12 protein-coding genes are annotated in these 13,863 nt (G+C 74.1%); 6 read left to right on the top strand and 6 right to left on the bottom strand.

The features are described from left to right. The first annotated feature begins 9 nt into the window (after positions 1 to 9). From ACFCLZ_RS02215 to ACFCLZ_RS02240, 6 genes are read left to right on the top strand one after another with little or no spacing between them, the layout of a single operon-like run. Entirely contained in the window at positions 10 to 1,656 is a 1,647-nt protein-coding gene (locus ACFCLZ_RS02215; RefSeq protein WP_380282877.1) for an ABC transporter substrate-binding protein, read from the top strand. A gap of 1 nt (position 1,657) precedes the next feature. Next, the gene (locus ACFCLZ_RS02220; protein WP_380282879.1) at positions 1,658 to 2,635 is read left to right on the top strand and encodes an ABC transporter permease; all 978 of its coding nucleotides are present in this window, start codon (positions 1,658 to 1,660) and stop codon (positions 2,633 to 2,635) included. Beyond that, positions 2,632 to 3,489 (top strand): ABC transporter permease, encoded by an 858-nt coding sequence (locus ACFCLZ_RS02225; protein ID WP_380282881.1) that lies wholly within the window; start codon positions 2,632 to 2,634, stop codon positions 3,487 to 3,489. Before ACFCLZ_RS02220 ends, ACFCLZ_RS02225 begins: the two co-directional genes overlap by 4 nt. Beyond that, positions 3,486 to 5,273, top strand: a complete 1,788-nt coding sequence (locus ACFCLZ_RS02230) for a dipeptide ABC transporter ATP-binding protein (protein ID WP_380282883.1) — start codon at positions 3,486 to 3,488, stop codon at positions 5,271 to 5,273. Before ACFCLZ_RS02225 ends, ACFCLZ_RS02230 begins: the two co-directional genes overlap by 4 nt. Beyond that, complete coding sequence (locus ACFCLZ_RS02235) at positions 5,270 to 6,460, top strand: acyl-CoA dehydrogenase family protein (RefSeq protein WP_380282884.1); 1,191 nt, start codon at positions 5,270 to 5,272, stop codon at positions 6,458 to 6,460. The genes ACFCLZ_RS02230 and ACFCLZ_RS02235 overlap by 4 nt, the downstream gene beginning before the upstream one ends. A gap of 25 nt (positions 6,461 to 6,485) precedes the next feature. Next, positions 6,486 to 7,523 (top strand): LLM class flavin-dependent oxidoreductase, encoded by a 1,038-nt coding sequence (locus tag ACFCLZ_RS02240; RefSeq protein WP_380282885.1) that lies wholly within the window; start codon positions 6,486 to 6,488, stop codon positions 7,521 to 7,523. On the opposite strand, the gene ACFCLZ_RS02245 is transcribed toward ACFCLZ_RS02240, so the two are convergent. From ACFCLZ_RS02245 to ACFCLZ_RS02270, 6 genes are all read right to left on the bottom strand, one after another. After that, positions 7,513 to 7,806: a hypothetical protein gene (locus ACFCLZ_RS02245; RefSeq protein WP_380282886.1), complete on the bottom strand. Its 294-nt coding sequence runs from the start codon at positions 7,804 to 7,806 to the stop codon at positions 7,513 to 7,515. The two genes, ACFCLZ_RS02240 and ACFCLZ_RS02245, sit on opposite strands and share 11 nt — an antisense overlap. Positions 7,807 to 8,433: 627 nt before the next feature. After that, complete coding sequence (locus tag ACFCLZ_RS02250) at positions 8,434 to 9,423, bottom strand: hypothetical protein (RefSeq protein WP_380282888.1); 990 nt, start codon at positions 9,421 to 9,423, stop codon at positions 8,434 to 8,436. A 135-nt stretch (positions 9,424 to 9,558) separates the two neighbouring features. Then, positions 9,559 to 9,891 carry a hypothetical protein gene (locus ACFCLZ_RS02255; RefSeq protein ID WP_380282889.1) on the bottom strand — a complete coding sequence of 111 codons (333 nt, stop codon included), beginning with the start codon at positions 9,889 to 9,891 and terminating at the stop codon, positions 9,559 to 9,561. 1,025 nt (positions 9,892 to 10,916) lie between these two features. Then, positions 10,917 to 12,827: a CocE/NonD family hydrolase gene (locus tag ACFCLZ_RS02260; protein WP_380282890.1), complete on the bottom strand. Its 1,911-nt coding sequence runs from the start codon at positions 12,825 to 12,827 to the stop codon at positions 10,917 to 10,919. Between the two features lie 223 nt (positions 12,828 to 13,050). Beyond that, on the bottom strand, positions 13,051 to 13,323 hold the full coding sequence (locus tag ACFCLZ_RS02265) for a hypothetical protein (protein ID WP_380282892.1): 273 nt from the start codon (positions 13,321 to 13,323) through the stop codon (positions 13,051 to 13,053). Positions 13,324 to 13,507: 184 nt separating this feature from the next. Beyond that, entirely contained in the window at positions 13,508 to 13,732 is a 225-nt protein-coding gene (locus ACFCLZ_RS02270) for a hypothetical protein (RefSeq protein ID WP_380282893.1), read from the bottom strand. Positions 13,733 to 13,863 lie beyond the last annotated feature (131 nt).

Here is a 13,863-nt window from a genome sequence, read left to right on the forward strand (position 1 = left end):
AAAGAACCCATGTACACCAGACGCCGTTTCCTCCGTCTCCCGGTCACCCTGACCGCCGCCGCCGTCATCGGCCCCGCCGTCCTCACGGCCTGCTCCGACTCCTCCACCCCGCCCTCCGCGAAGAGCGGCGGCGGAACCCTGCGCTACGGCGCCGCCGTCGAACCCGACAGCTGGGACCCGCACGCCGCGTCCACCGCCGTCACCGGGCGGCTGCTGCGCCCGGTGCTGGAGTCGCTGGTCGCGATCGCTCCGGACGGGACCGTCAAGCCGTGGCTGGCCGATTCGTGGACGATCTCGCCCGACGGCCTCACCTACACCTTCACCCTGCGCACCGGCGTGACTTTCAGCGACGGCACCCCGTTCGACGCGGCGGCCGTGAAGGCGAACTTCGACCACGTCACGGCGGCGAAGACGGCGTCCAAGCGGGCGGCCGGCCTGCTCGGCCCCTACAAGGAGACCGAGGTGGTCGACCCGCGCACGGTGGCCGTGCACCTGACTGCCGCTCACTCCTCGTTCCTCAGCTCGGCGGGGAGCACCTTCCTCGGCTTCCACTCCCCCGTCGCACTGCGCGACCACGCGGGCGACCTCTCCTCCGGCGGCGCGTTCGTCGTCGGCACCGGCCCGTTCACCTTCGAGTCGGTGACGCCGGGCCAGCAGGCGGTGTTCAAGCGCCGGACCGACTACAACTGGGCCCCGCCGACCGCCGCCCACCAGGGGCAGGCGAAGCTGGAGAGCATCGTCGTGCTACTGCTGAAGGAGGACGCCTCCCGGGTCGGCGCCCTGACGTCGGGCCAGGTCGACGCCGCCGAGCTGATCCCCGCCAACCGGTTGGCCGGCCTGCGCGGCCACAACGGCGTCCAGGTGGTCCGCAAGGCGATCCCCGGCGTCCCCTACACCTACTACCTCAACACCGCCCGCGCGCCGTTCGACGACCCGCGCGCCCGGCAGGCCGTCCGGCACGCCATCGACTTCGCCGGGATCGTCAAGGGCATCTTCCAGGGCGAGTACGAGCAGGCCTGGGGGCCGCTGGCGCCCTCCACCCCCGGCGCCGAGCCGTCGTTCGCCAAGCCGGCCTGGGAGTACAGCAAGGAGAAGGCGGAGAAGCTGCTGGACGAGGCCGGCTGGACCGGGCGGGACGCCGAGGGCTACCGCACCAAGGACGGCAAGCGCCTCACCGCCGAGCAGCCGTACGTGCAGACCTTCGTCTCGACCCAGAACCACACCTTCGACGTGGGCGTGCAGGACGCGCTGAAGCAGGTCGGCATCGAGCTGAAGCTGGTGCCGCTGGACTCCGCAGGCTCCATCGGGCGCACCGGCAAGGGCGACTACGACGTGTTCGCCTTCACCTGGCAGGGCTCCGACCCGAGCCTGCTGGGCAGCCTCTACCACTCCAAGTCCCAGTTCGGGGGCGGCGGGGCGAACGGCAGCCGGGTCAAGGACGCCGAGATCGACGGCTGGCTGGACCAGGCCGATGCGACCGCGGACGACGCGCAGCGCGCCGAGCTGTACCGCAAGGTCCAGCGGAAGATCGTCGAGCAGGCGTACTCCTTCCCGGCCTACATCGCCACCATGGACGTCGCCCGGCACGGCAAGGTGGACGGGCTGGTCCTGGACGTCGACGCCAACACCGACTTCTACGGCATCGGGGTGTCCTGAGGTGTCCGACCGCGCCCGGCTCGCGCCGCGACGGCACCTGCCGCCCTGGGCCAGGTTCGTCGCCCGGCGGCTCGCGGCGGGGCTGGTGGTGGTGTGGGGGACGCTCACGGTGACGTTCTTCGCCCTCCACCTCGCCCCCGGCGACATCGTGGACGGACTGATCGGGCCGGGCGCCGCCGCCACCCCGGCCCTGCGTGACCAGGTGATCGCCGAGAACGGCCTGGACGACCCGCTGCTCGTCCAGTACGGCCGCCAGCTCGCCCAGTTGGCGAGCGGCGGCCTCGGCTGGTCGTACCAGCTCAACGAGCCGATCGAGCGGCTGCTCGGCAGCCAGCTCGGTCCGACCGTCGAGCTCGCGGTGTCCGCGCTGGTCACCGCGCTGGTGCTGGCGGTGCTGGCGGCCACCCTGACGGCCGGCCGGGGCCGGGCGGTGCGCGGTGCCGTCGGTCTGGCCGAGCTGCTGACGGTGTCGATGCCGTCGTTCTGGCTGGGCATCATCCTGCTGACGGCGTTCTCCTACCGGCTGCACGCGCTGCCCTCGATCGGGGCGGACGGGCCGGCGGCGCTGGTACTGCCGACGCTGGCGCTGGCACTGCCGCTGGCCGGCGTGCTCGCCCAGGTGATCCGCCAGGAGCTGGAGAGCGCCGACGGCCGCCCGTTCGTGCTGACCGCGCGCTCACGCGGCCTGGGCGAGACCGCGGTGCTGCTGCGGCACACCCTGCGGCACGCCCTGCTGCCGCTGACCACGCTGGCCGGCTTCGTGCTGGGCAGCCTGTTCGGCGGCGCGGTGCTGGTGGAGAACATCTTCACCCGGCCGGGCCTGGGCCGGGTGCTGGCCAACGCGGTCGGCTCGCGCGACCTGCCGGTGGTCAGCGCCCTGGTGGTCATCTCCAGCGCGGCATTCGTGGTCGTCAACACCCTGGTGGACGTGCTCCACCCGCTGATCGACCCCCGGCTGCGCGACGGAGGAACGGCATGAGCACCGTGACCGCCCTCCTCGACCGGCCGGCCGCGGCCGCCGCCCGCCGGGGCGCGCTGCTGCGCTCGCCGGCCCGCCTGGCGCCGCTGATCCTGCTGGCCGCGGTGGCGCTCGTGCTGGTCTTCCCCGGGGTGTTCGCCACCCACGCCCCCGAGGCGACGGACGTCGCGGCGGCGCTGCGCCCGCCCGGGGCCGAGCACTGGCTGGGCACCGACCAGCTCGGCCGGGACGTCTGGTCGCGGCTGGTGCACGGCACCCGGCTGTCGCTGCTGATCGCGGTCGGCGCGACGCTGATCGGGGTGGGCGGCGGCGCGCTGCTCGGCCTGATCGCCGGCTGCGGCGGACGGCGCGTCGACTTCGCCCTGATGCGGGTGGTGGACGTGCTGCTGGGCTTCCCCGAACTGCTGCTCGCGCTGATGGTGGTGGCGCTGCTGGGCGGCGGCACGGTCAACGTGGCGATCGCCATCGGCATCGCCGGGGTGCCCAACTACGCCCGGCTGGTGCGCGGCCAGGCACGGCTGGTGCTGCGCTCGGAGTACGTGGAAGCGGCGCGGGTGCTGGGGGTGCCGGCCTGGCGGTCGGTCCTGCGGCACGTGCTGCCGAACGTCGGCGGCCCGCTGGTGGTGCTGGCCTCCATCGGGCTGGGCTCGGCCATCATCTCGGGCTCCGGGCTCAGCGTGCTCGGCCTGGGCCCGGTCCCGCCGGCGGCGGACTGGGGCTCGATGGTCGCCGACGGCAAGGACTTCCTCCAGACGGCCTGGTGGATCTCGATCGCGCCCGGCCTGGCCGTCTCGGTCGTGGTGGTCTGCACCACGCTGATCGGCCGTTCGCTGCAGCTGAGGGCGGTGCGATGACGACGACGACAACGGAAGCGACCGCGGCGAAGGCGACGGCCGGGAACACCGGTGCGTCGGTGCCGGGCCCGCTCGTGCGGGTGGAGGGGCTGCGGGTGTCGTTCCCCGGCGCGCCGCGGCCCGCCGTGGACGGGGTGTCACTGGCCATCGGCCCCGGGGAGTGCGTGGCGCTGGTCGGCGAGTCCGGCTCGGGCAAGTCCGTCACCTCGCGTTCCCTCATCGGGCTGGCGGGCGCCAGGGCCCGGGTCTCCGCCCGGACCCTGGAGGTGGCCGGGGCGGACACCGCCGGCTTCGGCGAACGGCAGTGGCGCGCGGTGCGCGGCCGACGGGTCGCCATGGTCTTCCAGGACGCGCTGACCGCGCTGGACCCGCTGCGCACCATCGGCGCCGAGATCGCCGAGGCGGCCCGCCTCGGCGGCACCACCGGCCCGGACGGCGACGCCCGGGTGGTGGAACTGCTCACGGCGGTGGGCGTGCCGGAGCCGGAGGCCCGACGCACCCAGTACCCGCACCAGCTCTCCGGCGGGCTGCGCCAGCGCGCGCTGATCGCCTCGGCGCTGGCCGCCGACGCCCCGCTGCTGATCGCCGACGAGCCGACCACGGCGCTGGACGCGATCGTCCAGGCGCAGATCCTGGCGCTGCTCGGCCGGCTCAAGGACGAGGGCCGGGGACTGCTGCTGGTCAGTCACGACCTGGCGGTGGTGGCCCAGTTGGCGGACCGGGTGCTGGTGCTGCGGCGGGGCGAGGTGGTGGAGGGCGGGCCGGCCGGCCGGGTGCTGTCCGCCCCGGAGCACCCGTACACCCGGATGCTGCTGGACGCGGTGCCCTCGGGCCGCCCGCCGGCCCGTCCGCCCCGCGCCGCGGCCGCCGGGGAGGCGGCCCCGGTGCTGGCCGGGCGGGGGCTGGTGAAGGCCTTCACCCCCGGCGGCCCGAGGGCGCTGGACGAGGTCGCCTTCACCCTGCGGGCGGGCGAGGCGCTGGGCGTGGTCGGCGAGTCCGGCTCGGGCAAGACCACGCTGGCGCGGGTCGCGATGGGTCTGTCCCGTCCCGACGCCGGGGAGGTGCTGCTGCACGGGCGGCCCTGGTCGGCGCTGCCGGAGCGGCGGCGCCGGGCCGAGCGCTCGGCGATCCAGTTCGTCCAGCAGGACCCGTACGCCTCGGCGGACCCCCGCTTCACCGTGGCGCGGATCATCGGCGAGGCGCTGCCGGGACTGCGGCGCGCCGAGCGGGCCCGGCGGTGCGCGGAACTCCTCGACCAGGTCGGCCTGCCGGCCGAACTGCTCTCCCGCCGGCCGCACCAGCTGTCCGGCGGCCAGCGCCAGCGGGTGGCCATCGCCCGGGCGTTGGCGGGCCGTCCGCAGGTGCTGGTCTGTGACGAGCCGGTTTCGGCGCTGGACGTCTCGGTGCAGGCGCAGGTGCTGGAGCTGCTGGACCGGCTGCGGCGCGAGCGGGCCATCGCCCTGCTGTTCATCACCCACGACCTGGCCGTGGTGCGGCAGGTCGCCGACCGGGTGCTGATCATGCGCGGCGGGTCGGTCGTCGAGGAGGGCGAAACCGAGCGGATCTTCGAGGCCCCCGCCCACCCGTACACCCGGGCCCTACTGGACGCCGTCCTGCGGCTGCCCGGCGCGGACGGTGCGGGCAGTGCGGGCAGTGCGGGCAGTGCGGGCGGGGCGCACGGCGCGGACGTCACCGGCCGCGCCGACCCGGAGCAGGACACGGAGCAGGACACCGAACACGTCGCCGGGCAGGACGGCGAGCACGTCACGAAGTGGGAGACATGACTGACACGACGACGGACGCCGTCCCCGAGGCCGCCGAGGTGTGGCTGCGGCGGGCCGAGGAGGTCGCAGCGCGATTGGCACCCGGCGCCGCCCGGCGCGACCGCGAGGGCACCCCGCCGGTGCGGGAGATCCGGCTGCTGAAGGAGACCGGTCTGGTGACCCTGCTGGGGCCGGTCGAGTACGGCGGGGCCGGCCAAAACTGGTCCACCGCGTTCCGGGTGGTGCGCACCGTCGCGGCGGCCGACGCCTCGGTCGGCGAGTTGCTGGCCCACCACTACGTGTGGGTGTCGATCGCCGAGTTCATCGGTACCGACGAGAAGATCCAGCACATCGGCGAGGTGTCGGCCCGGGCCCGGTGGTTCTTCAGCGGGTCCTCGAAGCCCCGCTCGGCGCCCCTGGTGATCCAGGACACGGGCCACGAGATGCTGTTCCACGGGCGGCTGGAGCGTGCCCTGGGCCACCCGGTCTCGGACATCACCATCCTGGAGGGCTTCCTGGAGGACGGCGACACCCCGATCAGCGCGCTGGCGATGAGCGACCACGTGGGGCTGTCCTTCGAGCCCGGCGCCGAGGAGTTCGGGCTGCGGTCGCTGGCTGCCGGGACCGTGGTCGCCGACGGCGCGAACATCCCGTGGACCGGGGCGCTCGGCCACGTCGACAAGACCTTCGTACCCCGGGTCTACAACACCTTCCTCACCCCGGCCTTCCAGCTCGCCCAGGCCAACGCGCTGATCGGCGCGGCCCGGGGCGCGCTGGACGCCGCCGCCCGGCACGCCCGCGAGCAGTGGTCGGATTCGCCGCTGACCGAGGCCGCCGCCTCGGACGCGGCCCGGCACTTCGGCGCCCTGGCCTCCGCGCTGTGGGCGGTCGAGGCGTTCGCCGACGCCGTCGGCGCCGAGGCGGACGCCCTGCACGCCCGGCGCCGCACGGTGACCGAACAGGAGCGCGGCCGGCACGCCGTCCGGGTCGCGGCGCTGGCCGCGCAGGCCGGCGCGGCCGCCGACGCGGTCACCGCCGGCGCGCTCGGGGCGGCCGGCCCCGGCGGCGCCGAGGCCGCGGCCGGGCTGGACCGCTACTGGCGGGACACCAGGGCGCGGCGGGTGCACGAGGACGACCCGGGGCGCGCCCGGGTGGTGGGGCGTCACCTCCTGCACGGCGAAGTCCCCCGCCCCACCTGGTACGCGTGACACCCCGAGTAAGGAGCACCCCCGCATGACCAGCAGTTCCCCGACCGTCCCGCTGTCCGTCCTCGACATATCGTCCATCGACTCCGCCGGCCGCCCCGCCGACACCCTGGTCGGCACCCGCCGGCTGGTGGCGGCCGCCGACGAGCTGGGCTACACCCGGTTCTGGGTGGCCGAGCACCACAACTCCCGCGGGATCGCCGGCTCCGTCCCCGCCGTCCTGCTGGCCGCGCTCGGCGAGCGGACCAGCCGGATCCGGATCGGCGCGGGCGGGGTGATCCTGCCCAACCACCCGCCGTACGCCGTCGCGGAGTCCTTCCGGACGCTGGCCGCGCTGTTCCCCGGCCGGGTGGACCTGGGCATCGGCCGCTCGGGCGCGGACCCGCTGCTCTCCCACGCGCTGCGCCGGGCGCCCGACGAGGACTTCCCGGCGGCGCTGGAGGAACTGCTCGCCTTCGTCGACGGCGGCTTCCCGGACGGGCACGTCTACCGGCGGCTGGAGGCCCTGCCGGAGCCGCCGCGGCCGCCCCGGACGTGGCTGCTGGGCGCCAGTGTGCGCAGCGCCGTGGACGCGGGCCGGCGCGGGCTGCCTTACGCGTTCGCCCACCACTTCTTCAACTCTCGCGGCACCGAGGAGGCGCTGCGGGCGTACCGGGAGAACTTCCGGCCCTCGGCCCGGGCCGAGCGGCCACACACGATCGTCACCGCCTACACGGTGTGCGGGGAGACCTCGGAGCAGGCGCGCCGGCTGGCGGCGCCGGCGCTGTTCCCGGTGCTGCGGCTGAACGGCGCCTCGCCGATCGCGCCGCTGCCCACCGTCGAGGAGGCGGCGGCGTACCCGTGGACGGAGGCCGAGCGGGCCGCCGCCAACGCGCTGCTCAGCACCCAGGCGGTCGGTGACGCCGAGGATGTCCGCCGGGCGCTGGCGGACCTGCTGGAGCGCACCGGCGCGGACGAGCTGATGGTGACCAATAACGTCACCGACATCGAGGAGAAGATCCGCTCGCTGGAACGCGTGCGGGAACTCGCCCCGGCGCTGCCCGTCCCCGCCGGGGTCAGCCCGTAACGGCCGGGCGGCGGCGATGGGCGCGGGTGCCGAGGCTGTCGCGGATTCGGCGGTGGTGGGTGACCAGCCGGACCCGCTCGGGCTCCCCGGGCGGGCAGCGGTCCAGGGCGTGGTCGAGGCAGCTGACCGCGAGCGCGTCGTCGCCCGCGGCGGCGGCCCGGGCGGACGCCCCGACCAGGGCCTCCCAGGCACGGCGCTCCATCGTCTCCACCGGGGTGCCGTCCGCCTCGGCGAGCGCGATGGCGCGGTCGTAGGGGAAGGCCGGCAGCCCGGGGCGGGGCACGTCCAGCCGGGCGGCCCGGTCGGCCTCCCGCAGATGGCGTTCGACCAGGACGCGGCCGGCAGCTGGGAGAGCGCGACATCGCGGCTGACGGCGTATCGGAAGGCGTACTCGACATCTCCGGGGACGCCGCTGCGGCGCACCCGGCGCAGCAGTTCGCGCGACTCCAGGAGCCCCAGTCTGCGGCCGACCTCCTCGGGGTCGCGTCGGCTGACGGCCTCGACCGCGCCGCGCCGCGCCGCGCCGCGCCACAGAGTGCCGCCGCCGACGACGGCGGCGTCGCGCAGCACCGAGCGGGCGGTTCGGTCGAGGCCGTCGAGTTGGGCGGCGACGACGGCGAGGACGGCCGACGGGTGGGCGGCGGCCAGGTCGGCGCCGACGTCCGCCGCCCGCGCGTAGGCCTGGGCGAACTGCGGGTTGCCGTCAGCGAGGGTCGCCGAACCGGCGGCCATCGCGCCGAACGAGGCCGCGCGGGTGGGGCTGCAGGGCCTGGGCCTGCGCACCCTGCAGGGGCTGACGCTGACGAGCGAGGAGAGTGTGGACAGCCGGTGGACGCGCCGCCAGGGCGGGCATCCGAAGGGGTACCGAGGAGGTCCGGGAGGCGATCTTCGCCCCCAACGAGGCACCCTTTCAGCGCGAGGTGGCTACTGCCGGCCGGAAGCTCGTGTTGGCTCCGGCGATGACCTGAGGCGCGGTCCAGCTGGTTCCGTTGAGCCGTGACCACCACACTCGTTCGTCGCCGTCGACGCCCTTCCAGGTCATGGCTATGACGTTGCCGTTCGTGGCCAGGGAGGGGCCCGTGCCGGTGCCGGTGCCGGGGACGACTTGCGGAGCCGTCCAGGTGTTGGGGGAGCTCGGGTAGGACTGGCTCCACCAGATCTGCTGGTCCCCGGCCACGCCCTTCCAGGCCATGACCAGGTTTCCGTTGGGCAAGCCAGCCAAGCTGACTCCCGCGCTGGTGTTGGCCCCGGGCACCACCTGCGGAGTCGACCAGGTGCCGGACAGGCCGCCGGAGATGTTGCTCCACCAGATCCGTTGATCCCCGTCAACGCCTTTCCACGCCACGTACAAGGGGGAGACGCCAGAGCCGTAGCGGAAGGCCATCGTGGGTGCGAAGCTGGTGCTGGCGCCGGCCATCACCTGCGGTGTCACCCAGCCGTTGCTGTAATAGTTCCACCAGATGCGCTGGTCCCCGCTCCCACCCTTCCACATCATGATGGCCCCCGAGCCTGAAGTGACCAGGGCCGGGCCGATACTGCTACTGGCGCCGGGCACCACTTGCGGGGTGCTCCAGACACCACTGGTGATGGAGTTCCACCAGATCCGCTCGTCCCCGGTGACACCTTTCCACGTCGCGATCGCCACCCCCTGGTTGGTGCCCGCCATCGCCACCCCGGCACTGCTGCTGGCCCCCGGCACCACCTGCGGCGTCGTCCAGCCGTTGCTGAAGTAGTTCCACCAGATGCGCTGGTCCCCGCTCCCACCCTTCCACAGCCCGAACGTGTAGCCGGCGTCGTCCGCGGACGCCACCGACGAGGCGACGGCGGCCAGACCAACCGCCGAGACGACACCCCCGCCCAGACGCAGTACATTCCTTCGAGTCAACGACTCCTGCATCATGTGCTGATCCCCTCCGCACCCAGGATGACGGAGCACACGAGCCTGTGTGCCCCATTCGTTCTCGGAGTCAGGGTCGCACGGAAAAAACCGCCGAGAAAAGAGCCTTTCCACTCAGTGACGCTTTCTCAACATTGATCATTTCCCGACTCCTTTGAGGACGAGGGCTGCCCGGGCGATGTCGCTGATCCGGCTGGGGTTGATGGTGACGCGCTGCAGGGCGCGCCGGCGCTGTCGGGGTTCGGCGGCGGCGTGTTCGCCGGAGGCTCGGACCGCTCTGATCAGGGCGTTCGTAGTTCGGATATCGGCATGGAGCACCTGCTCGGACCGGCCTTTGGGGCGGCGGACCGGAACAAGGATGCCGATGTCGGCACCGATGCAGCCCTTGCCTGGCAGATTCGGCAGACCGCCGACGGCTGCCTTGTACAGGGCGGGCAGGGCGTGGAGACGGGCGGCGATGATGAAGGGCACGCTGCCGCTTCAACGGCGGAGACCCACAACAGAGTGCCTTTCCCCGATCCGCCGCCACTTTCGATCACATCGCAATTCAAGATCGATAGAACAACGGCTTCTGCGTGTCATCTCTGCGGGCGATTACCTATGTCACTGTTAAGCTGGACTCTCCCACCAAGTCACTGAAAGCCACAAGTGAACCCCGACAACAGCGCACTCGCTCGCAAACTACCGCGAGAGCGATCTGACGGCGAGCCCGGACCGCCTCCACGCTGCCGCCCCCTCCACGTCACCGAGCTGCGCATGTGCCTCGGAACCGGTCTCGCGCCGACCCTCAGCCGATGGCCTGCCAGGTGTCGGGAAGGGGTCGGACGAACCGCGCGTGTTGCTCGGGGCTGTCCCCGCTGAACGCTTCCCAGGCACCTCTCCCGTGGTCAAGCAGCCGTAGGCGACCAGGCCGGTCACAAGCGGCTGCGGCGCGGCCGGCCTGCCGCCCTGGCCGGGGGCGCGACGACGGACGGCTGGGGCAGGGCGACAGGGCTACAGGGCGGCTTGGGCCCGGCGGAGACCCAAGGGTGCCCGGTCCGCCCAGCCCCACCACGAGCGGCCGGCACCAGCCGGACGCGCAAGAAGAAAGGCCCGCCGCAGGCGCAGCGGACCCTCAACGCCACCACCCGCAAAACCAAGAACAGGAAGGGGAAGGAGAGGGTTGTCGGGGTGATGAGTTTCACCTTGACGGCCACTCACCTCCACATGTGACCTGCGTGTTTGCCAGGAATCCGGGCGCAGCGGGCCGGCGGGTCGGCCGCGGGTTGGCGCACCGGTTCTCACCGCCGGTTGCCGGAGCAGGGTCACGGGGGTGTCGTCGGCGCCGAGGGCGGTGGTCCCGTGGACGGTGGCCAGGGTCCGGACGGCGGCCGGCAGCATGTCGGCCGCCGTCGTGCGGGGCGGTGCACGCCCGCCGGGCCTTGCGCCCCTCGGTCGTGGTCTCCTTCTCGGCGGCCGGCAGCGCCGGCCCGGCGGGGGCGGGCGTCCGGCCGGGGTCAGCCGACCACCGGCAGGTCCAGCGTCGAGGCCCGCCCGCCGCCGTGGCCGATCAGGTAGGCGGCCTGCCCGTCGGCCGGGAGCAGTTCGAAGGAGTCGGGGTTGGCGGCGGCGACGCTGAGCCGGATCCGGTCGCCCGCGCGGAACAGCGCCGAGACCGGCTGAAGGTCGATCACCACGCGCTGGGCGCGGCCCTGCGGGAAGGGCGCGGAGTCGGCGGCGGCGTAGGTCCGGGGCGTGCGCAGCCGGCGCCAGTCGGGGTTGTCGTCGCGGTCGGCCACGGCCCGTTCGGTGAGGGCGAGTTGGCCCTCGGTGAGGTAGGTGACGCGGCCGTCCGGGGCGACGTGCTCCAGGTAGACGTGCAGCGCGCCCCGGTCGGAGCCGGCCAGGCCGGTGACGTCGAGGGTGACCTTGCCGTTGCCGGTGACCCGGGTGTCCTCGGTCAGCGGGGCCGTGGTGTAGCTGAGCAGTTTGGCGTCCACCGCGGCGCGGTCGGGGTAACTGACCTGATCGCCGGCGAGGTTGGTGTTCCAGCGGTCGAACTCCCCGGTGCCGGCGGTCGGGTCGAGGACCAGCCGGTCGGTGTCGGCGCGGTCCGGGCGGCGGCGGTCGAGGGTGTGGTCCTGGCCGAGGTGGAGGCGGCGGGTGCGGGTGCCGGCCACCGGCCAGCGGTCGGTGGTACGCCAGGTGCCCTCGTTGAAGGTGTAGTAGTGCACCCGGCGGCGGCCGTCCGGGCGGGCTCCGTCGCGCACGTAGTGGTCGAAGAAGGCGACGACGCGCCGGTCGTTCTCCTCGCGTTCGGCGGTGGTGAACGGGCGGGCCGGGCGGAACGGGTCGGCGAACCAGGTGGCGCTGTGGTTCCAGGGGCCGATCCAGTCGTCCTGGGTGTTGGACAGGGCACTGAACTGGGAGAGCACGCCGTTGGCGGTGCCCGCGTCGAGCCAGCCCGCCATGGTGAACACCGGCACGCCGCCCGCCTCGATGGCCTCGGTGCGTTCGGCGATGCTGCCGGTCTTCCAGGCCTTGAGCCCGTCCCGGTAGTCGCGGTGGGTACCGGCGCGCGCCATCTCGGTCTGGTTGACGTTGTCGACGTGCTCGGCCCGGGCGGCGGCCAGCAGCGCGGGGCCGTCCGCACCGTCCACCGGACGGGGGGTGACGCCGCGCAGTCCGGCGAGGTCGCAGAGCTTGCGGGTCTCCTCGTCGGTCTCGCACGTGGTGCCCCCGGTCCCGTCGAGGACGCGCAGCAGCGTCGCGTACGGGCCGAGCCGGGGTTCGATGAGCACGCCGCCGGGGCGCGCCAGGTCCTCGTAGGAGTCGAAGTCGTAGGAGATCGGCGCGGCGGCCGCGATGTGGTGGTTGCCGAGGGAGGCCGCGAGCATGGCGGTGTTGCCGCCGTAGGAATCGCCGGTGGTGCCGACCCGGCCGTTGGACCAGGGCTGGGCGGCGATCCAGTCGCTGAGCGGGCCGGCGTCGGCGGCGGCCTCGTCGCTGGGCTCGGAGGTCAGGGTGCCGAAGGAGGCACCGGTACCGCGCAGGTCGGCGGCGACGTAGGCGTAGCCGCGGGCGGTCCAGCGGCGGGCGGCTTCGGTGATGTCGCCGCTGCGGCCGGCCTGCGCCCGGGCGCGCCAGTAGCGCTGCACGGACAGGACGGTGGGCAGGTCGGCGCCGGGAGCGGTGCCGGCGGGGACGTAGACGTCGACGGCGATGCGGACGCCGTCGGGCATGGTGATGTAGCGCGACTGGAGTTGGGGGTCGGCGGCCTCCTGCGGCGCGGCGGCCGCCGCGGCGGGGCCGGGGACGGCGGCGAGGGTGAGCGCGGCGGTGGCCGCGAGCACTGCGGCGAGCCGGCGGCGGGCGGCCGCGGGCGCGGCGGTGGCACGGCTGGTCCGGTGTGCGGTACGGCGGTTCATTCGATGGCCTGGCCTCTCCTGGTACGACGGAGTTTCCTGGCTCGTCCCCCTGTTCTCGATGGGATCACGGGCGGGCGGCGGGCCGCCATGGTCACCGCCCCCGGAAGAACCCTGAGGGACTGCGGGGTCCCTCAGGGTTCTCCCCGAGTCGTTCACCCCGATCCCGGATCCGGCCGGGCGGCGGATCCCTCGACGCCGTCGGATCGGCGTCACGGGAGCCGGATCACGGGAGCCGGATGGCGTTCCCGTCCCAGCCGGCCCCGGCGGGCGCCGTCCAGCCGTCGGTGGTGAAGTCGCCGAGGAGGCCGCCCTGGAACTCGCGCCCGCGCACCTCTCCGACCGCAGCGCCCTGCCCGTCCTGGCCGTCCACGCCGACTTCGTCGGGGAGGACCCGGAGCTGTTCCTGGTCTGCCGCCAGTACGCCATCACCGGCGACTGGCGCGCCGTCGACGACGGCTACCGCGCCCGGCAGGCCCGCGACCTCATCGCCCGACACGGCGACGAACGGTGAGTGCGCCGGACGGCTCCGGCGGCCCGCGGCGGCCGGTCCGAGGCGAGGGCGGTCAGGATCCCGGGGCGCTCTGGACCGCAGACATCCCCCCGCGCGGTACCGGGTTGCCCTCGTCGGCGAGCAGCGCTTCGTAGACGTCGCACTGGAGGCGGCAGGCGGCGTCGGCGGATCAGCTGCCGGCCTGCCAGACGTCGAGGGCGGCTTCGTACAGGCGCTCCGAGCCGGTCCAGCGGGCCGGGTCGTCCTGGTCGGTCATCGCGTGTTCCAGGAACCGGGCCACGGTGGCGGGCTCGACGTCGGCGGGGGCGTCCAGGAACACCTGCGGGCCGTCGCCCTCGACCAGGCACTCGTTGTCCCAACCGTACGACCAGCCGCCGGCGGCGCTCCAGTTCACGGTGCGCAGCAGGACGGAGTCCGGGGCCTCGGGGTGGTCCTGGGGGTCGTGGCTCCCGCCGCCGCACCCGGCACCGGCCGCCCACCGTCCACCACGGCCGGCGGCACCTCCTCGCCTCCGCGAGATTCCGC

The organism is Kitasatospora purpeofusca (genome assembly GCF_042691725.1).
Classification (GTDB): Bacteria; Actinomycetota; Actinomycetes; order Streptomycetales; family Streptomycetaceae; genus Kitasatospora; species Kitasatospora purpeofusca_B.

What these genes read in the sequence shown, in the direction of transcription:
- ACFCLZ_RS02215 (WP_380282877.1), top strand. Translation starts at nt 10, where the DNA reads ATGTACACCAGACGCCGTTTCCTCCGTCTCCCGGTCACCCTGACCGCC.
- ACFCLZ_RS02225 (WP_380282881.1), top strand. Translation starts at nt 2,632, where the DNA reads ATGAGCACCGTGACCGCCCTCCTCGACCGGCCGGCCGCGGCCGCCGCC.
- ACFCLZ_RS02230 (WP_380282883.1), top strand. Translation starts at nt 3,486, where the DNA reads ATGACGACGACGACAACGGAAGCGACCGCGGCGAAGGCGACGGCCGGG.
- ACFCLZ_RS02235 (WP_380282884.1), top strand. Translation starts at nt 5,270, where the DNA reads ATGACTGACACGACGACGGACGCCGTCCCCGAGGCCGCCGAGGTGTGG.
- ACFCLZ_RS02240 (WP_380282885.1), top strand. Translation starts at nt 6,486, where the DNA reads ATGACCAGCAGTTCCCCGACCGTCCCGCTGTCCGTCCTCGACATATCG.
- ACFCLZ_RS02250 (WP_380282888.1), bottom strand. Translation starts at nt 9,423, where the DNA reads ATGATGCAGGAGTCGTTGACTCGAAGGAATGTACTGCGTCTGGGCGGG.
- ACFCLZ_RS02260 (WP_380282890.1), bottom strand. Translation starts at nt 12,827, where the DNA reads ATGAACCGCCGTACCGCACACCGGACCAGCCGTGCCACCGCCGCGCCC.